This is a genomic window from Lacrimispora xylanisolvens, from assembly GCF_002934545.1.
Taxonomy (GTDB): Bacteria; Bacillota; Clostridia; order Lachnospirales; family Lachnospiraceae; genus Lacrimispora; species Lacrimispora xylanisolvens.
The window spans coordinates 117,578-141,305 of sequence record NZ_PTJA01000006.1 but is presented as its reverse complement, the minus strand read 5'-3'; the positions used below and the strand labels follow the sequence as shown (position 1 = coordinate 141,305).

Genomic DNA, 23,728 nt, shown 5'->3' with positions numbered 1-23,728 from the left:
AAGAATAAGGGGTGTTGCAAAATTAACGTAAGTTAGTTTTAGAGCACCCCGCTTTTTTACGTTATCACTCAATATTAATTTTTAGAAAGGGAATTATTATGAGATATAAATGCAGGAAAATAAGCGATAAACTTATTATCAATGGTAATTTAAGAAAAGTCCAATGGGAGGCTGCAGAAGGTATTTTACTGGTGGATACAGTAACAGGAGTAGAAAATGATAACCAGACAATTGTTAAGTTCTTGTGGGATGACACCTTTTTATACGCTGGCTTTTATTGCAAGTATGAACAGATCAATGCAACTAAGAGAGGCTTTAATGAAAAACTGTATGAAGAGGATGTGGTAGAAGTATTCATTGATGATAACAGGGATCGAAAAACCTATATGGAGATTGAGGTAAATCCGTTAAATGCAGTACTTCATTATGATATACATAACGACCTGGCTGGTACGATTTTACAATATGCCAGAGTGAATAATAATATTATTTCAGCTGTTATCCAGGATCAGAAAGAGAAAGAATTTATGGTGGAATTCGCAATCCCATTTACTGAATTTATTACAGCACCAGGCATTCCGCCTGAAATAGGAGATATATGGCTGTTTAACGCATATAGGATTAATAACAGCTATAGAGATGATGTCGAATATCTGGCATGCTCACCCACTGGGATAATCAATTTTCATATACCAAATTGTTTCGGAGAATTAGTTTTTTGCTCTTGTGCATGCGAATTGAATTCGTCACAACAAGAGATGCAGAAATATTTTATAGAAAAGGATATCAATCAATATATTAAAGAAAATTATTTCAACCCGGATTTAAATGTATCAATGCTTGGAAAAACCTTTCATCTGACCCCTGCATATTTATCAAAGATCTATAAATGTGAAACTGGAAACTCTTTATTATATGCAATTAATAGCATTCGGATTGAAGCCTCCAAAAAACTGTTAGCTGAAACTGAATTAAGTGTTAATCAGATTGCTAAACTGGTGGGATATCTCTATTGTAATGCCTTTATTCGTTTTTTTAAGAAGCAGACAGGATTGACTCCGGGACAATACAGGAATCTGAATAAAAAGCAGAAATTAACCATTGATGAGTGATTCTTTCATGTTAAACGCTCCTGGCCTTTTAAGATTGAGACCAGGGGCGTTTTCTAATTATTATTTATTTTCCAAAAGTGCCAGCAACATCTCTGCAGTCATTGGGATATGGGAGGGCAATGCTTCCTTTGTTCCGGCAAAAACGGCAGAAATAAGTCTGTGTTTACCAGGTTTCAGCTGTGACTGGATTATGGGTATGTAGGTTCTTGGATGGATCAGATTACTATTGCTATCTGCCTGGATAAAATGAGCTGTTCCTTCTCCGCTTAAATCGTATATTCCACTGATATAATGATAGCAGGTTCCTTTATCCTCATCTTCATAAGGACACTCAAAGATCAGATAACCATTTTCAGTATTTTGTGCTTCAGAAGGGATAAACTCTCCCCCTCTGTCAGCAGCTCTTGGAATGGAAAAACCGCAGTCCGCTGCAAATAGAGGACGCTGGGTTTCAATATCATGAATACGATAATGCCAGGGTAATCCCGGGAAAACGGTAGTTGTGACCGTTACGTCCGGCCATGGTTTCCAACGAGAACGGATAAGTTCTTCATTTAGTTCCAATAATTCACAATTCCTTCTGACGCGGTAATAACTATCCTGTTCACTTAACGCTAACATGCTGTCAGGAGCATTTTGTGCAAGGTCATAATCGCCCCTTGGTACACTGAAGCCAAATACATTAGAGTAGGCAAATTTCTCATATTTTGCTGCCATATGAGCAGGCTCAAAGCCGGCATATTGTCCAGCGGTAAATGCTGCTACATGATGTGGTTTTCTGACAAAAACCATATGAGGATGAGGCATAACTCTTTTGTAGGATAAGGCAGGCAATGGTTCTTCTTTTGCCTGCCAGAAAGGATGGCTTTCTGATAAGGCAAGAGGTAAAAAGGCTTTTAATGACCAGGCAGGTGATCCAGGAGCATTATAAGATTCAGACATAACCAGATTTTCATAGCAATACCCAATGCTAAGAATACCGTCACGACTAAATATAGGCTTCTGGAACCAGTTTCTAAGGTGCCTTAGAACAATTCCTTTCATAACCCCATAGGAAAAAACTTCCACATCATTAAGGGCCAGTGCACCCCAAAAAGCGCATTGTGCAAAGCGATAAGTCAGACTTCTTCCGTAAGGGACGCAGTCACCATCTTCTGAAAACCAATAGATGAAATCCTGAGCAAAGATCTTGGCGCGCTCTATGTAAAGTTTACTTCGAACAGGATCTTCCTCTTTCATCAGATGTGCGTAAATTAAGGCGTAATAGTGCATGGCAAAAGCAATATAATAATCTCTTTGTTCGGTTGCACCATCAGAATACCAGCCATCCCCCAGATAATAAGTATCCAGAGCTTCTAATTCCTGTTTTATGCGTTCCCTGTCATAAGGCATTCCAACATTTTTTAAACCAAGATTAACAAGAACGATAAAAAATCTCCAGTTGTTCTCAGGAACTTTATGATAGTTTACCTGATAGAGCCAGTCTGCGAATCGAGTCTGCTCTTCTTTGGAGAGCGGATAAAATAATTGCTCAGGTGCCATACAAAGGGCAAGTCCTAATACAGCAGTTTCTACTGTTTTTTGATCATTATCCTCAATATCGCCCCAATATTCCGGAGAAGATGGATTGGTGCCATAGCGGATCGCATCGTGGTAAATAAGCCAGATATCATCTGTAAAACCTCCTGCAGCTGCAGGAACCAGCCCCCAGAGAGGTCTGGCCAGTGCTTCCATATTAGCAGTGCGGCTTACAGCCCACGTACCAGTGTTGCCTAAAATTAGCTGCGTGTTCCTGTCAGAATAATATGGGATCAGAGGATGAACGATTGTTTCTAAAGCTTTCACTAAATCCTGACGAGTCTGTAAAGGATTATCTTGAATCGGTAAATTTTGCATGGAGTGCCTCCGTTTAAATAAACAGTTAAAGATTGTTATAATTCATATTAATTATAATCTTTTTCACCCCGGCATGTATATGGACTATATAATGAATCAATGAACAAAAATAAGCCTCTATGCCTTTTCGGAGAGAGAACGTATAGAGGAGGCGTATTCGGTGGGAGTCATTCCGGTGATTTTTTTAAACTGCCTTGTAAAGTAGTGGATGGAGCTATAACCCAGACAGTCTGAAATTTCCGTAAAGTTCATCTGGTTGTTTCGAATTAATTGTTTGGCCGCTTCTGTTTTCTTATTTAAGAAAAAATCGATAACGCCGCAGCCGTGGGCTTCCCGGAATATTTTCTGAAGCTGGGACCGCCCGATCAAATTGTCACGGCAAATGGATTCAATGGTAAGATGCTCTCTTAAATGTTCTTCCATGTAGCGGACGATCCGGTTATGGATATCTCCATGGATCCGGCTCTCTGCCGGACTATCCGTGAGAATCTGCCCCGGATTGGAAATATATTTACGGTAGAGGTGGATAATCAGTTCTTCCAGATAATTGCCGATCAGCTGTTCGGCGCCAAAGGAAGCGACGGGCTGCCGCCTGACCAGTTCTTCCTGGTAGGGATCGTCAAGCCTTCCAGTAAATGCATTCCGGGCTTCTATGATAATCTGGGCAAGAAGAGCTGCTTCCGTTTCCTGAACAGACAAAACTTTTCCTTTCAATGCTTTCATGCAGGGAGAATTGCATTCAAATCCAACTACAACCAGATTGGGGGCAATCGTTCCATTGGTCAGTATGTTATGGAATTCCCCTGGACTGTGGAAGATGATATTTCCCCTCTTTAAAGGGATTTGTTTCCCGTCTGCCACCACGTCAATGACTCCCTTGTCAACGCAGACAAATTCCCAGAAGTCGTGGCTTTCACCGGGAAAAGTGAAATTGCTCATGTATTCAAAATAGTGAACCGTTATAATCTTTTTAATGACAGCTGAGGGACGGAGCGAAGTGCTTTTATAGGCCATGGGTTATCCTTTCTTTTGATGTTTATTCTTAAAATCAGTATACCACATTCTTCTGTAAAAATGAAAGAAGAGTACGATCGTGTAAATAAAATAATAGATCGTGTAAATATTTTTATGAGCATATTCATTATACTGAGGATAGTAAATTTCAGGAGGTAACAGCAATGAACGGAAAACCAGTTCTGGTGATTATGGCTGCAGGTATGGGCAGCCGTTATGGTGGATTAAAACAGATAGACTCTATCGATGCATATGGGAACAAGATCATTGATTATTCAATTTTTGATGCGGTTCAGGCCGGATTTGAGAAGGTTGTTTTTATTATTAAGAAAGCCATTGAGAAAGAATTCAGGGAGAACATTGGAGACCGCATAGCGTCCCACGTGAAAGTGGAATATGTATACCAGGAGCTGGACCGGCTTCCGGCCGGGTATCAGGTGCCGGAGGGAAGGGTGAAGCCGTGGGGAACCGGTCATGCTATTTTATGCTGCCAGGATGTGATTGACGGACCTTTTGCCGTGATTAATGCGGATGATTATTATGGAAAAAGCGCGTTTGTGTCCATATACAATCAGTTGTCAGAGATTTCCGACGGTGAGAAGTATCAGTATACCATGGTAGGCTACCGCCTTTATAATACCTTGACGGAAAATGGTCATGTGGCAAGGGGCGTGTGCACCATCAGTGAAGATGGAAAGCTTGTAGATATCCATGAACGCACCAGAATTGAAAAGCAGGGAAATAAGGCGAAATTTACAGAGGATGACGGCAAGACCTGGACAGAGCTGGGCGAGGACACCGTTGTTTCCATGAATATGTGGGGATTTACAAAAAGTATAATTAAAGAGCTTGACCAGAGGTTTGCCGTTTTTCTGAATAAAGAACTTCCGGGAAATCCGTTAAAATGTGAATATTTCCTTCCTTTTGTGGTGGATGAGCTGTTAAAGGAATATAAGGCGGAGGTTACCGTTTTAAAGAGCGTGGACCGTTGGTACGGTGTCACTTACAAAGAAGATAAGGAAACGGTGGTAAATGCCGTCAGGGAACTTAAGAAAACAGGTATTTATCCGGAAAAACTTTGGGAGGAACAGTAATGGGAGACGCACAATGTAAAAAAATCGGGGAGGCCATTGGTCTGCTGGCCTTCCAGGGAGAAGTGGTATCATGTGAACGCTATGGAAATGGTCATATTAATGATACGTTCCGTCTGGTCTGTGTGGACAGGGGAGCCATAAAGCCTTACATCATACAGAGAATCAACAATGAGGTATTTAAGGATCCGGTCTCTCTTATGAAAAATATCTCAGGTGTCACCTCGTTTCTTCGTGAAGCGATTATTGCTCAGGCTGGAGATCCGGACCGGGAGACGTTAAATATTGTTAAAGCGCGGGATGGAAAGGATTACTGTCAGGACAGCGATGGGAACTATTGGCGAGGTTACCTTTTTATCGAGGGGGCTACCACCTACGATAAGGTGAGAAATCCGGAAGATTTTTACCAGAGCGGCAGAGCCTTCGGTCGTTTCCTGTGCAGACTGGGAGAATACCCCGCCGGAAAACTGACGGAAACCATCTTGAATTTCCATAATACGCCGGTTCGCCTGCAAGCTTTTAAAGAAGCGGTCAAAGCGGATGTCTGTAATCGGGCTCACTTAGTCAGCAAAGAGATAAATTTTGTACTGGACAGGGAAAGCGAGGCAGATACTGCAATGAAACTGCTGCGAGAAGGCGGGCTGCCGCTCCGTGTAACTCACAATGACACCAAGCTTAACAATATCATGATCGATGACCAGACTGGCGAGGCTTTGTGTGTCATTGATTTAGACACCATTATGCCGGGGCTCTCTATCTTTGATTTCGGTGATGCCATCCGGTTCGGAGCCAATACGGCCGAAGAGGATGATCCAGATTCCAGCAAGGCATCCTTATCTCTGGAATTGTTTGAAATCTATACGAAAGGCTATATGGAAGGCTGCAAAGAGGTATTGACGGCAGAGGAAAGAACAATGCTCCCTATGGGTGCCAAATTAATGACTTATGAATGCGGTATGCGTTTCTTAACAGATTTCCTTCAGGGAGATACCTATTTCCACACCAGCAGGGATAACCACAACTTAGATCGTGCAAGAACCCAGTTTGCTCTGGTAGCGGATATGGAGAAGAAGTGGGTGGAGATGAAAGAAATTATAAATAAATATCAATAGGAAAGAAAGGGGATAAAGGATGAAGATACTGGTGACAGGGGGTGCCGGATATATCGGCAGCCATACCTGTGTGGAGCTTTTAGAACGGGGATATGATGTGGTTGTGGTGGACAATCTATCGAACTCTTCATGTGTGTCATTGAAGAAAGTGGAAGCAATTACCCGCAGGCAGGTGACTTTTTATAAGACAGATCTTCTGGACAGAGACGCGCTGGAAGAAATATTTAATAAGGAAGCAATTGAGGCAGTAATCCATTTTGCGGGCTTAAAGGCAGTAGGAGAATCGGTCTCAAAGCCTTTGGAATATTACCATAATAACATTACCGGGACTCTTGTTTTATGTGAGGTCATGAGAGCTTATGGGATAAAAAAGATTATTTTCAGCTCTTCTGCCACTGTGTATGGAGATCCGGCCTTTGTTCCCATCACTGAGGAGTGCCCAAAAGGAAGCATCACTAATCCCTATGGTCAGACCAAGGGTATGTTGGAACAAATTCTTGCGGATCTTCATACTGCGGACCCAGAGTGGAGCGTTATTATACTTCGCTATTTTAATCCAGTGGGGGCTCACCAAAGCGGGCTGATCGGTGAGGACCCAACGGGAATTCCCAATAACCTGGCCCCCTATATCACTCAGGCTGCTGTAGGAAAGCTTAGAGAAGTCAGCGTTTTCGGCAATGATTACAACACACCAGACGGCACTGGGGTCAGGGATTATATCCATGTAGTGGATCTGGCTCTGGGTCATGTTAAGGCTCTGGAGAAACTTTCTACCCATAATTCCCAGGTCAGAATATATAATCTGGGAACCGGACGTGGATACAGCGTGCTTCAGATGATAGAAGCATTCTCAAAGGCATGGGGAAAACCAATTCCTTATTCCATCAAACCGCGCCGTTCTGGAGATATTGGAGAATGCTTCGCAGATGTTTCCCTTGCGAAAGAAGAACTTGGCTGGGAAGCGGAGCGGGGAATTGATGAAATGTGTAAGGATTCCCTGCGGTGGCAGATTGGTAATCCGGAGGGGTACCGCTGAAAGATAGTTTAATAATATTTAGGCTTACGTTGAATAATTAACTATTACATGGTAAAATAATGTAAAAGAGAACAAAGAAGATAGGAGTGAATAACTTGGATTATAAGATATTATTGCAAAAAAAAGAATACTATGAACAGATTAAGGATTCACTCCCGGAAATAACGGTAAAAAGCTACGCAAAGGCGTTTGAGCTAGAATATACTCACCATTCTACAGCCATCGAAGGGAACACACTTACCTTGCTGGAAACCAAGGTGGTACTGGAAGATGGTTTATCTGTCGGCGGCAAAATGCTTCGGGAAATCTATGAAGTTATTAATCACAACAAAGCCTATCAGTATGTAAAAGACTGTATCGCACAAAAAAAATCTTTAGATGAGCAGATTATAAAGGATTTACATGCTATTCTAATGGAAAATATCATGTTTGGAGGAATATACCGGAACGTTGATGTATATATTTCTGGTGCAGCACATACTCCTCCAAGCCCCAGCGACATGTATCGTCAGGTGAAAGCGTTCTATCTGGATTTACAGGACAGAGCCAAAGATAATGTTGTGGAGCTTGCAGCATGGACACACGCTGAGTTTGTAAGAATTCACCCTTTTGCAGATGGAAATGGCAGAACTTCTCGATTAATTATGAACTACCAACTGATGGCCAATGGCTTTTTGCCGGTGTCCATTGCAAAGGAAAATCGATTGGAATATTTTAATGTCCTGGAAGCTTATGCAGTAAAAAAGGATATTAAGCCTTTTGCAGATATGATAGCTACACTGGAGCAACAGCAGCTTGACCGCTATCTTGGAATGGCAAAAAATCGGGAACAAACTTAATGTGTATTTCACATAGAATGTAATTACGAGACCGTTTATTCTCAATATAATAGGGAATGACCGGTCTTTTACGTAAACAATAAATTAAATGCTATAATACAGCTAAACTAAGCAGATTGCTAAATGTTGAATTTAACGGAGGTCTGAGGTAGAAGTAAGCATGAATATATTTGAAAAGATAAAACAGGAAATCATGGCTGACCCAATGAATGAATCCTATACAAAAATGGGAATATCCCCAATCTTTAAAGCCTCTGCAGATGCACGCATTGCCATTGTAGGGCAGGCACCGGGACGTAAAGCAGAAGCAACTCAATTGTTTTGGAATGATTTAAGCGGTGATCGATTAAGAGAGTGGCTGGGAGTATCCAGAGAAATATTTTATAATACAAATCGTATCGCTCAATTGCCTATGGATTTCTATTATCCGGGAAAAGCAAAAACTGGTGATGCACCTCCCAGAAAAGGTTTCGCGCAAAAGTGGCATCCACGTTTACTGGAGGAGATGCCAGATGTTGAAATTATTATTCTAATCGGCAGCTATTCACAAAAGTATTATTTAAATGTAAGACGTGAGAAAAGTTTAACGGAGACAGTACGTAATTTTCAAAAATATCTACCTGAATATTTTCCATTGGTGCACCCTTCTCCTTTAAACCTGGGGTGGCTCAAGCAAAATCCGTGGTATGAAGAGGATGTCTTACCCGCTTTAAAAGAAATTGTTCATAAGAACTTATAAATCTTAATACCTGGAAAGAGCCAGCCTTTCCTTATCAATAGAAGGCTGGCTCTTTTAAATACACTTCTAAAATTTATACAATCTGAAAGTTCCCCGCTTTTTTCCTGTATTGAGAGGGAGAAATACCCTCCTGCTTTTGAAAAACTTTTGTAAAGTAGGAAGCGTCATTAAAATTTAAGTCCGCTGCAATTTCATAAATGGGAGCATCAGAGAATTTCAGCATATTTTTTGAACGCTCTATTTTCAGTTTTATAATATATTCCGTAAACGAAGTTCCCGTTTTCTGTTTAAAGTATCGGCTTAAATACTTCTCATTTAAATTGAATTCACAAGCCAGGTCACTTAAACTCAGATCGTCTAAAAAGTGGTAATCAATATAATTTAGTATTTCCTGAATATAATCTGTATATTTAGGCGGTACAGTAGGGGAGGTGTCTTTTTTTTTCATTGATCCCAATATTTTATCCAGGCAGTTATACAAATCATTTGGAGCAATCGGTTTTAGCAAAAAGTCAATAACACCGCATTTTATCGCCTGCTGTGCATAAGTGAACTCATTGTAAGCAGTGATAATAACTGTATTTACATTAGGCAGAAAATTACAAATTTCTTTTTGAGCATCTAATCCGTTGCATTGAGGCATATCAATGTCCATCAGAATTATATCTGGTAAATGCTGATGCGCTAACTTAATCGCTTCAAAACCGGTGGTTGCAGATCCGACTAAATGAATGTTGGGATAATGGCGCTGAATAATCAGATTCAGAGCCTTTCTTTCCAATGATTCATCTTCGCATATTAAAAGTTTATACATACAATCCACCTCCTTTAGAGCTAACGGTAAGTGACTGGGAGAAGTATATCAATTTTAGTATAAGTGTACACTTTGCTGTCAATGGTTATTCCGTATTCCGGACCGTATAATTTTTTGATACGGGTTTGTGTATTCATTAATCCTAATCCAGAGGCAGGGTTATCAATATCTTCTTCTGTTTGTAGCAAATCAATGATATCCTCTGAAATACCACATCCATTATCATAAATTTGAATTAAGATATCATTTTTATGATTTTTATTCGTCTTTGTAATATCAATTCTGATAATTCCATTCGCCATGCAGTCTTTTAAACCATGGATGAAAGAGTTTTCAACCAACGGCTGTAGTGTCATGCTGGGAATGCGGCAGTCTCTGATGCTGTCATCCGCATGTATATGGCAGGTAATCTTATCCCCAAAACGTGCTTTTTGTATATTCAGATAATGATTTAAATTGTTCAGTTCTTCTTCAATGGTTGGAGTATCAGAAGTATTTTTGATTGTATAACGCAGATAATTTGATAAATCGTAAATCAGCTGTTCTGTCTCCTCAGATCCGTCAAGAAGTGCTGTACGTGCGATGGAGTTTAAAGCATTAAAAAGAAAATGAGGATTCATCTGTGCCTGAATTCTTTTTAAGGTCTGAGCAGAAGCAATCTGCTGCTGTCGGATTCGCTCAATTGTTTCATGATTGAGTTGTTGTTGGATGATGGTCTTATAGCTTTTTTCTGCGATATATTCGGCAAAAAAACTGTAAAACTTCAGACATGTCTGGATATAGTCCTCTGCAACAACAGGAATTTCTGCTACAGTCCGGTCTAAATCCTCTTTGCATAGATTAAATTTATTTGCCAGCTTTTCTGTATCAATTAATGCCCTGTCCTGTTCATGAATCAAGACCTGTCCACCTAAAACGCCGCCTAATAGAACATCGTTAACAATTATGGGAGCGGCACAGTCTCTTAAACCACAGTGGCAATCGTACACAATCGAATGCCCCATCTCAAGTGAATGCTTTAAAGCGTAGTAGTCACATGAGATACAGGCCTGGCGGCCTGCCTCAGAAGTACGGATTAACTGGCAAAAAGTAGAAAAATTACTAAGAGAAGAAAATGGTTTCCCATCGGTGTTAACGGTTACTACAGAAAAGCTTACGATACTTGACAGCTCAGATTGAATTTTGCTGAATTCATCGAAGTCAATTAAGTTCTCAAGTAAAAGATCAAATTCTGGATTCATGAAAAACTCAACTCCTCATTTTAGATATATAAAATAATAACATAGTTGATTGGTCTTTTCAATTCACTTTTATGAAGTGGTATTTTTCCCACCTTGAGAATCCTTTAAATAGCGGATAGTCAAAAAAAAGAAGTAGAAAAAATACCAGATCACAGATGGGAAAAATACTAGAAGTACTTCCTGAAATCCTAAGGAAACGCAAATGAATGTGATAATATTTATAACGATAACAGGGAATTGACACTTTTATTTGTGAAAATGTAACATGCACCTTGCATGATTACATAGATAAAAATAAAAATCTGGAGGTAGTAAAATGGGACAGGAAGCATTAGGTTTAGTCGAAACAAAAGGATTGGTTGCATCAATTGAGGCAGCAGATGCAATGGTAAAGGCAGCAAACGTGGCTTTAATCGGTTATGAAAAAATCGGATCTGGTTTAGTAACCGTAATGGTACGGGGGGATGTTGGTGCAGTGAAGGCAGCCACTGATGCAGGTGTAGCGTCTGCGAAGCGTGTGGGTGAGGTTGTATCTGTTCATGTAATTCCAAGACCACATACAGATGTGGAGAAAATGTTACCAAAATTTCAGGAGAAATAATTCAGGAGAGGGTAGATCATGGATAAGGATTTATTAGATAAGATTTTAAGTTCTGTTACTGGTTCAGAGAATAAAGAGCAGACAACAGAAAAAGTGGAGACAGCTGTGTCATCTCAGTGCAATCTCACCGAGTTTGTAGGTGCCGGAATTGGGGACACAGTTGGTTTGGTAATTGCAAATCTGGAGTATCATCTGCATGAAAATCTGAAGCTGGATCCTAAGTATCGTTCCATCGGTATCGTGAGTTCCAGAACAGGTGGAGCACCTCATGTGATGTCTGCTGACGAGGCAGTAAAAGCTACAAATACGGAAGTAGTGAGCGTAGAATTCTGCCGTGATACAAAAGGCGGAGCAGGACATGGAAGCACAATTATATTTGCAGCAGAAGATGTTTCTGATGCAAGACGTGCCGTAGAAATAATGCTGTCGGCTCTTGAGCGGAACTTTGGTAATGTGTATGGATGTGATGCAGGGCATATTGAGCTTCATTACACTGCCCGTGCAAGCTATGCGCTCAATAAGGCATTCCATGCTCCCATTGGAAAGGCGTTTGGAATTACGGTAGGAGCACCGGCAGCAGTAGGGCTTCTGATGGCAGATATGGCGATGAAAACAGCAAATGTTGATATTGTTACATATGCAAGCCCTGCATCAGGCACATGTTTTTCCAATGAGATTATTGTGACATTTTCAGGGGATTCAGGAGCCGTCAGACAGTCTGTTCTGGCTGCAAGGGATGTGGGACTTTCCGTTCTTCGTGGTATGGGACAGAATCCAGTATCTATGACGACCCCCACACTGTAAAATGGCACAGAAATGAGGTAGAGCCTTTTGAAAGATGAAGCGCTGGGATTAATTGAAGTAATTGGTCTGCTTGCGGCGGTAGAAGCGGCAGATACTGGCCTTAAATCAGCAAATGTTTCTCTGGTGGGCATAGAGAATGCCACAGGAGCCTATTTTACGGTAAAGTTTTCCGGTGATGTGGGAGCTGTAAAAGCGGCAGTCACTTCAGCTGGGGTAAATGCAGAAAAAGTCGGAACAGTGGTATCTGCTCATGTAATCCCCCGGCTGTCCGCTGGGCTTAAGGGCTGGTTAATGGCAGAAGAATCCGGGAAAGCGGAAGAAGCCACACAGGTGGATTGCAGTGAAAAAGCGGCAGAGGAAAAAGAAAAGACCGCCGAAGTGGAAGAAACGTCTGTGGAACCAGAAGTTGTGGAAAACCTGAATAACATTGAGATAATTGCAGACAGAGAATCTGAGAATGAAAAGAGTCCAGCATATACCTGCAATCTGTGCAAGGATCCCAAGTGTCCGAGAGAAAAGGGACAAATGGAGAAATTGTGCATTCATGCAAGAGGAAAGCGAGGAAATGAAACATGACAAGTAATCAGGAATTCACTGTAAAAGCAATTTTATCTATGATGGAGAACCAGCCGGCGGAATATGGAATACCACTGGGAGTATCTAACCGTCATATCCATCTGACCAGGGAATCTGTGGAGATTCTTTTTGGAAAGGGATATGAGCTGACAAAGGCAAAAGATCTGGGACAGCCAGGACAGTATGCAGCAAAGGAAACCGTGTGTATTGCCGGGAAAAAAGGCAGTTTTTCAAATGTAAGAGTGCTTGGTCCGGTAAGAAAACAAAACCAGGTTGAGATCAGCCGTTCGGATGGTTTTTCATTGGGTGTAAATCCGCCAGTGCGTCTTTCCGGAGATTTGAGTGGTGCAGCAGACATCTGTGTGATCGGGCCCAGGGGAATGATGGTGATGAAAGAGAGCGTTATTATCGCGAAGCCTCATATTCATATGAGTCCTGGGGATGCTCTGCATTTTCAGGTGAATGACGGGGATTCGGTATCTGTAGAAATTCCGGGTGAAAGAGGCTATACCATGCACCATGTGGTAATTCGTGTAACGGAGCAGTCTGCACTGGAGTTCCACATTGATACAGATGAGGCCAATGCAGCAGGAACCCCGTCAGATGCCGTTGTCCAGCTGATTAAGTGAGAGGAATGGTAATATGATCAGAGAGCAGACAGAAATGGATCGTTCGAATGAATATCTGCTTCAAATGGATGCAACTTCTGAAAAAGAATTCATAGATTTAAAACAATTTGTGCTGCCTCTGAAAGTAGGGGTGGATCTGGGAACCTCCAATATTGTGGTGACGGTGTTAGACCAGGAAAACCGCCCGGTAGCATTTGAAATGGAGTCAGCCAATGTGGTAAAGGACGGAATTGTAGTGCAATTCTTAGATGCTGTCCGGATACTGGAAAAACTAAAGAGCAGGCTGGAACAACGGCTGAACACGAAACTGGAAGAAGCTGCGACTGCAATTCCGCCAGGTATCATGACCGGAAACACGAAGGTAATCAGTAATGTGGTGGAAAATGCAGGTTTTCATGTGACTCATGTAATAGATGAACCGGAAGCTGCCGCCGTAATGATGGGAATCAGGGACGGAATTGTGGTGGATATAGGCGGCGGTACTACCGGTGTTTCCGCGGTAAAAGATGGTCAGATCATGTATTCCATGGATGAACCCACCGGTGGAACTCACATGACATTAGTGATTTCCGGAGCTATGGAATTAGAATTTTCAGAAGCGGAGCAGTACAAAAAAAGCCAGGACAACTATCAGCTGGTTTTTACCATGATCCAGCCTGTTATGGAAAAAATGGCGCACATTACCCGTTCCTTTATGAGAGAACAGGAGGGCCCCATTTATTTAGCAGGAGGGACCAGCTGTTTGAAAGGAATTGAGGCAGTTTTTCAAAAATATCTGGGGATTGCCGTTTATAAACCCCAGAATCCTTTGCTGGTGACACCCATAGGAATTGCTATGTCAATTCCATCTGTGAAAGAGAAGGCATAGGAATAAGATGATGGAAAAAGAAGAAATTATCAGAAATATTTTAAAAAGTCTTTTGCCGATGATGGATAAAAAGGCATTGGTTCTTCTGACCGGAGGTACTGCAGATTATCAGGAATATCAGAAGATGGTTGATGAGCTGCTGTTGACAGAAGCCAGAATAGCGGTAACTCCGGCTTTCAAAAGCCTTGCATCCAGTGCAATCAAGGACAGGCTGGACTCACGCTTTATTCTGGATGGAGAGACATTATATCGGGAAATAAATGAAATTAACATCATCATCATTCCGGTATTAACCAGAAATACTCTGGCAAAGGGAGCGATGGGAATACAGGACAACCTGGTTTCCATGGCGATTGCAGCTGGCTTTATGAAGAAGATCCCCATACTGGCAGTGACGGAAAACTGTAGTCCCGACAGCGGACATACAAGAGAAACAGGGATGAATCTCAATGAGTCCTATAATCGGATGATGGCTGGCTACGAGGAGCGATGGAACGAATTTGGAGCCATATTGATTGGGCGGGAGGAATTTTCGTCCCGGTTGAAGAAGATGCTTTATCCGGAAATCCCCATTTATTCAGAAAGGCATTTACCAGAACAATCATCATCAGAGGTTTTTTTTGTACTGACCATGAAAGATGTACAGGGCTTTCGGCCAGGACAGAGAATCAAAGTATCTTCCCGCAGTGTCATCACTCCATTGGCAAGAGAAGCATTAAACGAAAAGAACATTATTGTAGAAATTATTGAAAAGAAAAAGGGGAATCAGCCGTGATGGAATATGATAAGGACCTCCAAAGCATACAGGAGGTTAGAACTAAGGTGGCAAAAGCAAAAGAAGCACAGTCATCTTATCAGGAGTTTTCCCAGAAACAAATGGATCAGGTCGTAAAGGCCATGATGGAAGCAGCACTTGAAAATGCTGAAATGCTGGCAAAGATGGCAAAAGAAGAAACCGGATACGGGAAATGGGAGGACAAAATAGTAAAGAATGTTTTTGCAGCCAAGTATGTCTATGAGGCAATGAAAGACCAGAAAGTGGTTGGATTAATCCGGGATGACAAAGAATTAAAAGTGATGGAAGTAGGCGTTCCAATGGGAGTTATTGCAGGCTTAATTCCATCTACAAACCCGACATCAACGGTTATTTTCAAATCCCTGATTGCCTTAAAGGCAGGAAATGCAATTGTATTTTCTCCGCACCCTTCTGCTGTAAACTGCATCAAGGAAACTGTGAAGATTCTTCAGGATGCAAGTGTATCAGCTGGAGCACCAGAGGGGTTAATCGAGTGCATCAATGTCCCCACCGTGGATGGCACCAATGCCCTGATGAAGCATAAGGATATTGGATTGATTCTGGCTACAGGCGGAGAAGCCATGGTGAAAGCGGCATACAGCTCAGGAACTCCGGCCATAGGGGTAGGACCTGGAAATGGTCCCGCATTTATTGAACGCAGTGCAGATGTGAAAAAGGCAGTAAGCCAGATTTTAGAGAGCAAAACCTTTGACAATGGTGTAATCTGTGCGTCGGAACAGTCTGTTGTGGTGGAAGCAGAGATGAAAGATACGGTCGTGGAAGAAATGAAGCGTCAGGGCTTTTATTTCATGACAGAGGAGCAGTCCGAAAAACTGGGAAGATTTCTGCTTCGTCCAAATATGACCATGAATCCGGTAATTGTTGGAAAAAGCGCTCAGGAACTGGCTAAGCTTTCCGGTATCGATATACCGGGCGATGCAAAGGTTCTTGTCTCTTTCCAGGATACAGTTTCTCATAAAAATCCGTACAGCAGAGAAAAACTGACAACAGTCCTTGCATTTTACACGGAGCCCACATGGGAAAGTGCCTGCCTGCGTTGTATGGAAATCTTAAACAATGAAGGAAAAGGTCATACCATGACGATCCATTCTCAGAATGAGGATATTATCCGTGAATTTGCTTTAAAGAAGAATGTATCCCGCTTACTGGTCAACACCCCTGCTACTCTTGGCGGAATCGGAGCATCCACCAATCTTGTTCCGGCTCTGACACTGGGCTGTGGTGCAGTTGGAGGCAGTTCCACATCGGACAACATCGGCCCGACGAATCTGATCAATGTACGCCGTATCGCTTATGGCATGCGTTCCTTAGAAGAAATAAAAAGGGAGATCCCAGCCTGCGGTTGTGTGAAGTCGGAGCAGAAAGCGGAAACTTCTATACCAAGAGCAGAGGTGGAAGATCTGCTACGCCGGATACTGAGCGGAATCTGAGAGGATGTGATTACATGCATTTAGCAAAAGTAATAGCAAAAGTAGTCGCCACTCAGAAGACAGACAGACTGGTGGGAGGAAAGCTTCTGGTTATAAAGTCAGTGGATGAAACAGGAAGACTGATGGAAAGTGAAACTCCCTACGTGGCCATAGATGCGGTTGGTGCAGGTGTTGGAGACTGTGTTTTGGTTGACTGGGGCGGCAGCGTAGACAACGATATGAGCATGGTGGGCGATATGTCCATTGTTGGAATTGTTGATACCATAGAATTTGAATAAGGTAAGGCGGCTATCAAAATGAAAAAATTTCAGATTAAGCCGGCAGTATATTTTGGCGCCGGTTCCATACAGGTATTGGATGAATTGGCCTATAACCGTGTTCTGGTCATCACTGATCCGTTTATGGTTAAAAGCGGAAACATTAAGCCTGTCATGACACAATTAAGAACAGATGCGCAGGTAACTGTTTTTGATCATATTTATCCTGACCCGGATACCCCGTTGATTGCTGAAGGAACGGAAGTCTTTATAAAGACAGATCCTGATCTGATTATTGCCTGCGGTGGCGGATCGACCATTGATGCAGCAAAAAGTATTCTTTACTGCAGTGGGAAAATCGCGGAAAAAGAAAAAAAACGGGTGTTTGTAGCAATACCCACTACAAGCGGAACCGGATCGGAAGTCACTAACTTTTCGGTTATTAAGATGGATCAGCGCAAAATCCCAGTGGTTGATGATGCTTTGCTTCCAGATTTAGCAGTACTGGATGGGGATCTGACAAAAACAGTTCCTCCGTCCATTACTGCCGATACAGGGATGGATGTATTGACTCATGCTCTGGAAGCTTATGTTTCTACTGATGCAAGCAGTTTCTCAGACGCCCTGGCAGAAAAAGCAGTGGAGATTGTATTCGAATTCCTTCCCACAGCAGTAAAGCATGGAGATGATCTGGAGGCAAGAGGATTTTTACACGATGCCTCCTGTATGGCGGGAATGGCATTTACCAATGCCTCTCTTGGAATCAATCATTCTCTGGCACATGCAATCGGCGGATCATTACACGTTCCCCATGGAAGAGCCAATGCAATTTTACTCCCATGGGTGTTGGGTTACAATGCAGCTGATCAGAGAGCAAGAGAACGATATGGGAATCTTGCATGGAGGCTTGGACTTTCTCCTAAAAATGCTGAAAACGGAGCTGAAGTGCTGCAGGCAGCAGTAAGAATGCTGTCCGAAGCGATTAAAATTCCTGCTTCTTTCAGAGAAGCTGGTGTCAATGAGACAGATTTTTATGACAAGCTGGATCGGATGACAATGGCTGCATCAGGAGATAACTGCACGAGAACAAATCCCATTAAGCCATCAGCAGAGGATTTAAGGGATTTATACAAAAAAAGCTATACAGGAGGAAAATAAGGGGATGAAGGAAAAAATACTGATTCCATGTTTGGCAGAGTTCCTGGGCACATTCTTATTTGTTTCCATTGGATTTGCCTCTGTAGCGGCCATGGTGCTGAAAATGAGCGATATAAGTTATCCTTTTATGGCAGTATGCTGGGGCGGGGCAATTACCATTGCGATTTACATTGTGGGAGGAGTGAGCGGCGCTCATTTAAATCCTGCAGTTACAGCGGCATTGGTTGTATGGGATGGATTTGACAAGAAAAAGGCCGTATGCTATATCGCCGCGCAGACACTCGGTGCGTTCTGTGCAGCCGCACTTGTATACTATCTGTTTTCTTCCGGAATAAGAGGAATGGAAGAAGTAAACGGGTGGGTAAGAGGAACCGCAGAAGGAACCGGAGCGATGGGAATCTTTGTGACTGGAGCGGCAGCCGGGGTCTCCATGTTGAAAGCATTTATCAATGAAACCGTCATTACTGCCATGCTGGTACTTACCATATATGCAGTGACAGACAAAGAAAATGTTTCTGCACCTGACGCGGGAATTGGAGATATTGCCATTGGTGCCATCGTTATTTTCTGTGGAATTGCCTTTGGTCCACTGACTGGATTCGCCATGAATCCCGCCAGAGACTTCGGCCCAAGATTATTTGTGATGGCAGCAGGCTGGGGAAAATACGGGTTAGGCAGTAATTTATATGGACTAATTGTTCCGGTTTTCGGACCTTTTCTCGGAGGTATTTTAGGCGGTGGCATTTACAAAAAAATTGTTAAACCCTTGAGAGAAAAAATGTAATGGAGATGGAGGAAAAACCATGAAGCAGATATTAAACATTGGGCCGGAGGAAACAAGCCCAAGGATTCAAAACTTAATTGATGGATTATATAAGGCATTGCCGGCAGTGGAATCAGAGAGGGCTTTACTGATTACAAAATCTTATAAAGAGACAGAAGCATTGCCAATGGTTCTTAGAAGAGCAAAGGCTCTGGAATATATACTGGAAAATATGACGCTGGTAATCCGTGACAGTGAATTAATTGTAGGTAATCTCACGACTGCACCCAGATCCACACAGATTTTCCCGGAGTTTTCCAACAAATGGCTTTTGGATGAGTTTGATTCACTTGCACAGCGTAAAGGTGATGTATTTACCATTACAGATGAAGTGAAAAATCAATTAAAAGAGTGCTTTACATACTGGAACGGTCGTACTGTCAATGAACTGGCAACAGAATTAATGTATGATGATACAAAAACTGCCATGAATCATAATGTATTCACTGTTGGTAATTACTATTTTAATGGTGTGGGTCATATCAGCGTTGATTATGAAAGGGTTTTGAAGAATGGATTCTCAGGCATTATCAAAGATGCGGAGAATGCACTGGCGAACCTGGATAAAGGCTGTCCTGACTCAATTGAAAAAACCCATTTCTTAAATGCAGTAATAATTACATCTAAAGCAGCAATTCGTTATTCTGAACGTTTTGCAGCTCTGGCTGAAAAGATGGCAGCAGAAGAAAGAGATATGAAGCGGGCTCAGGAATTGAGAGTGATCGCAGCAAACTGCAGGAAAGTCCCTGCTAATCCAGCGGAGAATTTTTATGAGGCTTTACAATCCTTCTGGTTTGTTCAGGCAATTATACAAATTGAATCCAATGGCCACTCCATTTCCCCCATGCGCTTTGACCAGTATATGTATTCCTATTATAAAGCAGACATCGAAAGTCTGAATTTGTCAAAGGAAAGAGCGCAGGAGCTTTTGGACTGCCTGTGGGTGAAGTTCAATGATGTGAACAAAGTCCGTGATACCGGATCCACCAAAGGCTTTGGCGGTTATCCCATGTTCCAGAACCTGATTGTAGGAGGACAGGATAGAGCGGGTATGGATGCGACCAACGAACTGTCTATTGCATGCCTGGAAGCAACCCAGCATACAAAGCTTCCCCAGCCATCTATTTCAATCCGTGTCTGGAACGGTTCTCCTCATGAGCTGCTAATTAAGGCTGCTGAGACTTCAAGACTGGGCCTTGGTATGCCTGCATATTACAATGATGAGGTAATCATTCCTGCATTGGTAAACAGAGGACTTACTCTGGGAGATGCGAGAGATTATGGAATCATCGGCTGCGTGGAGCCTCAGGTGGGTGGAAAGACGGAAGGCTGGCATGATGCAGCATTCTTTAATCTGGCAAAGGTACTGGAACTGGTGGTTTACAATGGCTGTCTGGATGGAGTGAGAATTACGCCTCAAACCGGAGAATTTACTTCCTTTACCAGCTTTGGGCAGATTCTGGAAGCTTATCAGAAGCAGATGCAATACTGTGTAAGATTCCTCACCAATGCAGATAATTCCGTTGATATGGCCCATGGTCAGAGAGCGCCCCTTCCCTTTGTATCATCTATGGTAGATGACTGCATTGGAAAAGGAAAGTCGATTCAGTGCGGTGGAGCCCATTATAACTTTACAGGACCTCAGGGCGTTGGCGTTGCAAATGTGGGCGATTCCCTGATGTGCATCAAGGAACTTGTATTTGATAAGAAGAAGTATACTCTTGCTCAGATCAAACAGGCTATGGAGGATAACTTTGGCGGAACATCCATGGAAGCCGTGGATGCAGAGATATTAAAGGAAGTAGTACGTCGTCTGACAGAAGGAGGAAAGAGCCTGTCTCCGGATCAGATTGCCCGCCTTGCAGAACTTACATCTCAGGGAATAACAGCAAAGAAAGCTTCTGGTGATTACAGCAGTATGCTTGAGGATATGGAAAATGTGCCGAAGTTCGGAAATGATATTGAAGAAGCCGATGACCTGGCAAGACTCTCTGCACTGGTATATTGCCGTGAGGTAGAAAAATACAGAAATGTCAGGGGAGGACAATTCCAGCCAGGTTTATATCCCGTATCTGCGAATGTGCCCATGGGCGAACAGACTGGTGCAATGCCCGACGGAAGAAAGGCGGGAGAGCCTTTGGCTGACGGTGTATCACCGGTATCCGGCAGAGACACCAATGGACCGACAGCAGCTGCTAATTCCGTTGCACATTTAGACCATATGATTGTATCAAACGGTACATTATTTAATCAGAAATTCCATCCTTCTGCTCTTAGCGGAAGAGAAGGTCTGGAAAAACTTTCTGCTTTGGTACGAGGATTCTTTGATCAGAAAGGAATGCATGTACAGTATAATGTAGTAGGTCGTGAGACACTGGTTGATGCACAAAATCATCCCGATCAGTATAAGAATCTGGTTGTCCGTGTAGCTGGCTACAGCGCTCATTTCATTTACCTTGATAAGAGCCTTCAGGATGATATTATTAATCGTACAGAGCAAATATTTTAGGAGAGTGAGAGACGGAGCATGCAGGGAATATATGAAGCGAAAGGAATTGTTTCGGAAATTCAGAGATTTTCCGTTCACGACGGACCGGGCATCAGAACTCTCGTTTTTCTGAAGGGATGTCCATTGCGCTGTAAATGGTGCTGCAATCCGGAGAATCTGTCCAGAGAACCCCAATATATGTTGGTTCAGGGAAAACAGAAGCTGATTGGGAAGGAAATGACGGTAGAGGAAGTGATGAGGGAGATCAGGAAAGACATGATTTACTATTACCGTTCCCATGGTGGTTTAACAATCTCTGGAGGGGAAGTTTTAATGCAGCCGCACTTTGCCAGGTCTTTACTTGAGGCATGCAAGTCTGAAGGTATTTCCACTGCCATTGAAACCTCCGCATTTGCGGAATATGAAGTGATTGAACAGCTTCTTCCCTGGCTTGATGTGGCACTGTGTGATATGAAACATGTGGATGAGGAAAAGCACCTGAAGTTTACAGGGCTGTCAAACAGAGGGATACTGGAAAACATCAGGAAGATTGGTCTGTCAAAAACAGAACTGATCGTTCGTGTACCGGTTGTTCCTGGATTTAATGATACAGAAAAGGAGATTGAAATGATCTCCACCTACGCTGCCTCCATTCAGGGTGTAAAGCGTCTTCATCTTCTGCCATATCACCGTTTGGGTGAGGCAAAATATGAAGGTCTGGGAGAAGACTATTCCTTAAAGGGAATAGAACCTATGAACAGTGAACAGATGGAACAGATGCTGAAGATTGCCAGATTGTCAGGTCTGGAATGCCAGATCGGCGGATAAGAGAGAGTGGAGATTGTATACGGCTTTAAAAGTCAGCTTTTCGCTATGAGCGAAATGCTGGCTTTTTTCATAAAGTCAATATCTTGCTTCTTTTTTAAAACAGTCAGACTTAATAAGGGCAAAAATACCAGTCCCTCCGCCTATAAGAAGCACTTCAATTGCGCCCATCCAATGCAGAGTGATATTGCCGTTCGTTGCTGTAACTGCATAAATAAGGTGGTGTCCCCCTAATAAAATGCAAAGTACAACCGAGATAAGCGAGAGTATTTTTGCATATTCAATGTTACGCCTGATCAGTGTAATAACAATGCCAAAATCAATCCCAACATTCCATAAAGCAATTTCGGCCTGCCATCCCCGACTCATCCGCCATACCGAAAAAGTTTCTGCCACATTGGGAAAAAACATTTGCCATACAAATGCACCAATTGTCATCAACAAGAATAAAAGCAAATAAAGATACAAATATTTTTCTTTCCTCATCTTTGTTACCTCCTCTGTGACATTCGCAGTTAATTAATTATAAGTAATTTAATTTGTTAATTATATTACCATATTCTGCTTTAAAATACAAAAGCTTTCCTGTTAGGAGTGTCGGAAGTTAATTACAATAAAATGCTTCGATTGCCTGTGCAAAAAATTCTGCTGCACCTTCCCCATATTCCTGATCGATTGCCTGCTGACACTGCCTGTTACGGTAGGACTGGGCAACTGCCAGCATCAGGCCCTCTTCTTCTTTCATCTGGCAAACCTGTTTCATGACGAAACCATATTCACCGATAATCGCCTTCACTTCAAAAGAATTAAGGTCAGAACCACGTTTTTCTATCAGCTTTTTACGGATTGTGTCCTCCCGCTTTTTGTAGCTTTCGGCAACTTCTCTGCTGATTGGATTTTCAAGGGTGGACAAATAAGCATCTTTCCCGCCATACCACTCAACTACTTTGGCATAGCGTTTTTGCATATCTTCTGAAGATACGGCTTCAATATAATGCTTCTTCCAATGCTCTAAGCTGCCAAATTCACCAATGGCTGTCTGACGCATTTCCTCCGGCATGCTGTCAAACATAAGCTGAAACATTTTCTCAATCTCTGTTTTGGTGAAAACTGAAAAATCCATTTTGTTGTCTCCTTTCAGAACCTTATCTATGCTGGCAATGAGGCGTTCCATGCGTTCTTTTTTTTCAACCAGCATCTCTCTTTGCAATTGCAGAATCTGATTTCTATCAAGTGAAGGGTTTTTCATGACGGTTTTAATATCTTTAAGAGGTATACCGAACTCACGAAAGAATAAAATCTGTTGTAGAATTTCTATGGCTCTGTCGTCATAAAGCCGATATCCAGCTTCACTTTTGTCTGTAGGCGGAAACAAGCCGATCTCATCATAATAATGAAGCGTACGCGTACTGACACCGGTGAGTTCTGATACTTCCTTTACAGTTCTCATACTTTCTTTCCTCCTGCTCTTGATAGGATAACTATACTCCATAACGTTCCGTCAGTGTCAATCATTTTTTAAATATATTTGTAATTTATATGTATATAAGACAGGATA

General features: G+C 42.3%; 24 protein-coding genes. 18 read left to right on the top strand and 6 right to left on the bottom strand.

What is annotated here, in order from left to right; genetic code table 11:
- Nucleotides 1–98: 98 nt before the first annotated feature.
- Nucleotides 99–1,112 (top strand): helix-turn-helix domain-containing protein, encoded by a 1,014-nt coding sequence (locus tag BXY41_RS12710; protein ID WP_104437232.1) that lies wholly within the window; start codon nucleotides 99–101, stop codon nucleotides 1,110–1,112.
- Between the two features lie 60 nt (nucleotides 1,113–1,172).
- Here BXY41_RS12710 and BXY41_RS12705 read toward each other — a convergent pair whose 3' ends face one another.
- Nucleotides 1,173–3,008: a DUF2264 domain-containing protein gene (locus BXY41_RS12705; RefSeq protein ID WP_104437231.1), complete on the bottom strand. Its 1,836-nt coding sequence runs from the start codon at nucleotides 3,006–3,008 to the stop codon at nucleotides 1,173–1,175.
- Nucleotides 3,009–3,125: 117 nt separating this feature from the next.
- The gene (locus tag BXY41_RS12700; protein WP_104437230.1) at nucleotides 3,126–4,022 is read right to left on the bottom strand and encodes an AraC family transcriptional regulator; all 897 of its coding nucleotides are present in this window, start codon (nucleotides 4,020–4,022) and stop codon (nucleotides 3,126–3,128) included.
- 164 nt (nucleotides 4,023–4,186) lie between these two features.
- Here BXY41_RS12700 and BXY41_RS12695 point away from each other — a divergent pair, with 164 nt between their 5' ends.
- From BXY41_RS12695 to BXY41_RS12675, 5 genes are all read left to right on the top strand, one after another.
- Entirely contained in the window at nucleotides 4,187–5,116 is a 930-nt protein-coding gene (locus BXY41_RS12695; protein WP_104437229.1) for a nucleotidyltransferase family protein, read from the top strand.
- The gene (locus tag BXY41_RS12690) at nucleotides 5,116–6,225 is read left to right on the top strand and encodes a phosphotransferase enzyme family protein (RefSeq protein ID WP_104437228.1); all 1,110 of its coding nucleotides are present in this window, start codon (nucleotides 5,116–5,118) and stop codon (nucleotides 6,223–6,225) included. Before BXY41_RS12695 ends, BXY41_RS12690 begins: the two co-directional genes overlap by 1 nt.
- A gap of 19 nt (nucleotides 6,226–6,244) precedes the next feature.
- The gene (galE, locus tag BXY41_RS12685) at nucleotides 6,245–7,261 is read left to right on the top strand and encodes a UDP-glucose 4-epimerase GalE (protein WP_104437227.1); all 1,017 of its coding nucleotides are present in this window, start codon (nucleotides 6,245–6,247) and stop codon (nucleotides 7,259–7,261) included.
- 95 nt (nucleotides 7,262–7,356) lie between these two features.
- Nucleotides 7,357–8,100 carry a Fic family protein gene (locus BXY41_RS12680; RefSeq protein WP_104437226.1) on the top strand — a complete coding sequence of 248 codons (744 nt, stop codon included), beginning with the start codon at nucleotides 7,357–7,359 and terminating at the stop codon, nucleotides 8,098–8,100.
- Nucleotides 8,101–8,260: 160 nt separating this feature from the next.
- Nucleotides 8,261–8,839, top strand: a complete 579-nt coding sequence (locus BXY41_RS12675) for a uracil-DNA glycosylase family protein (protein ID WP_104437225.1) — start codon at nucleotides 8,261–8,263, stop codon at nucleotides 8,837–8,839.
- A 73-nt stretch (nucleotides 8,840–8,912) separates the two neighbouring features.
- Here the strand turns inward: BXY41_RS12675 and BXY41_RS12670 are convergent, their stop codons facing one another.
- Together BXY41_RS12670 and BXY41_RS12665 are read right to left on the bottom strand one after the other, a co-directional pair.
- Nucleotides 8,913–9,653 carry a response regulator transcription factor gene (locus tag BXY41_RS12670; protein ID WP_104437224.1) on the bottom strand — a complete coding sequence of 247 codons (741 nt, stop codon included), beginning with the start codon at nucleotides 9,651–9,653 and terminating at the stop codon, nucleotides 8,913–8,915.
- Nucleotides 9,654–9,673: 20 nt separating this feature from the next.
- Nucleotides 9,674–10,894, bottom strand: a complete 1,221-nt coding sequence (locus tag BXY41_RS12665) for a sensor histidine kinase (RefSeq protein WP_104437223.1) — start codon at nucleotides 10,892–10,894, stop codon at nucleotides 9,674–9,676.
- 316 nt (nucleotides 10,895–11,210) lie between these two features.
- Between BXY41_RS12665 and pduA the strand changes: the two genes are divergently transcribed.
- The 12 genes from pduA to BXY41_RS12605 are packed head-to-tail and all read left to right on the top strand — an operon-like array spanning nucleotide 11,211 to nucleotide 22,173.
- Nucleotides 11,211–11,495, top strand: coding sequence for a propanediol utilization microcompartment protein PduA (gene pduA / locus BXY41_RS12660; protein ID WP_104437222.1), 285 nt, complete (start codon nucleotides 11,211–11,213; stop codon nucleotides 11,493–11,495).
- 18 nt (nucleotides 11,496–11,513) lie between these two features.
- On the top strand, nucleotides 11,514–12,299 hold the full coding sequence (pduB, locus tag BXY41_RS12655) for a propanediol utilization microcompartment protein PduB (RefSeq protein WP_104437221.1): 786 nt from the start codon (nucleotides 11,514–11,516) through the stop codon (nucleotides 12,297–12,299).
- A gap of 27 nt (nucleotides 12,300–12,326) precedes the next feature.
- Nucleotides 12,327–12,875, top strand: coding sequence for a BMC domain-containing protein (locus tag BXY41_RS27340; protein ID WP_104437220.1), 549 nt, complete (start codon nucleotides 12,327–12,329; stop codon nucleotides 12,873–12,875).
- Nucleotides 12,872–13,504 (top strand): phosphate propanoyltransferase, encoded by a 633-nt coding sequence (locus tag BXY41_RS12645; protein WP_207657071.1) that lies wholly within the window; start codon nucleotides 12,872–12,874, stop codon nucleotides 13,502–13,504. Before BXY41_RS27340 ends, BXY41_RS12645 begins: the two co-directional genes overlap by 4 nt.
- 13 nt (nucleotides 13,505–13,517) lie before the next feature.
- Nucleotides 13,518–14,372, top strand: a complete 855-nt coding sequence (gene eutJ / locus BXY41_RS12640) for an ethanolamine utilization protein EutJ (protein ID WP_104437219.1) — start codon at nucleotides 13,518–13,520, stop codon at nucleotides 14,370–14,372.
- A 7-nt stretch (nucleotides 14,373–14,379) separates the two neighbouring features.
- The gene (locus BXY41_RS12635) at nucleotides 14,380–15,147 is read left to right on the top strand and encodes a flavoprotein (protein WP_104437218.1); all 768 of its coding nucleotides are present in this window, start codon (nucleotides 14,380–14,382) and stop codon (nucleotides 15,145–15,147) included.
- On the top strand, nucleotides 15,147–16,619 hold the full coding sequence (locus BXY41_RS12630; RefSeq protein WP_104437217.1) for an acetaldehyde dehydrogenase (acetylating): 1,473 nt from the start codon (nucleotides 15,147–15,149) through the stop codon (nucleotides 16,617–16,619). Before BXY41_RS12635 ends, BXY41_RS12630 begins: the two co-directional genes overlap by 1 nt.
- Nucleotides 16,620–16,633: 14 nt before the next feature.
- On the top strand, nucleotides 16,634–16,897 hold the full coding sequence (locus tag BXY41_RS12625) for a EutN/CcmL family microcompartment protein (RefSeq protein WP_104437216.1): 264 nt from the start codon (nucleotides 16,634–16,636) through the stop codon (nucleotides 16,895–16,897).
- 18 nt (nucleotides 16,898–16,915) lie between these two features.
- Complete coding sequence (locus tag BXY41_RS12620; protein WP_104437215.1) at nucleotides 16,916–18,034, top strand: 1-propanol dehydrogenase PduQ; 1,119 nt, start codon at nucleotides 16,916–16,918, stop codon at nucleotides 18,032–18,034.
- Between the two features lie 4 nt (nucleotides 18,035–18,038).
- Nucleotides 18,039–18,818 (top strand): MIP/aquaporin family protein, encoded by a 780-nt coding sequence (locus BXY41_RS12615; RefSeq protein WP_104437214.1) that lies wholly within the window; start codon nucleotides 18,039–18,041, stop codon nucleotides 18,816–18,818.
- Between the two features lie 19 nt (nucleotides 18,819–18,837).
- Nucleotides 18,838–21,366 (top strand): glycyl radical protein, encoded by a 2,529-nt coding sequence (locus tag BXY41_RS12610; protein WP_104437213.1) that lies wholly within the window; start codon nucleotides 18,838–18,840, stop codon nucleotides 21,364–21,366.
- Nucleotides 21,367–21,384: 18 nt separating this feature from the next.
- A complete protein-coding gene (locus BXY41_RS12605) occupies nucleotides 21,385–22,173 on the top strand; it encodes a glycyl-radical enzyme activating protein (RefSeq protein WP_104437212.1) in 789 nt (262 codons plus the stop codon).
- Between the two features lie 75 nt (nucleotides 22,174–22,248).
- Here the strand turns inward: BXY41_RS12605 and BXY41_RS12600 are convergent, their stop codons facing one another.
- Nucleotides 22,249–22,656, bottom strand: coding sequence for a hypothetical protein (locus tag BXY41_RS12600; RefSeq protein WP_104437211.1), 408 nt, complete (start codon nucleotides 22,654–22,656; stop codon nucleotides 22,249–22,251).
- Between the two features lie 118 nt (nucleotides 22,657–22,774).
- Nucleotides 22,775–23,620 carry a MerR family transcriptional regulator gene (locus BXY41_RS12595; protein ID WP_104437210.1) on the bottom strand — a complete coding sequence of 282 codons (846 nt, stop codon included), beginning with the start codon at nucleotides 23,618–23,620 and terminating at the stop codon, nucleotides 22,775–22,777.
- Nucleotides 23,621–23,728: the final 108 nt, after the last annotated feature.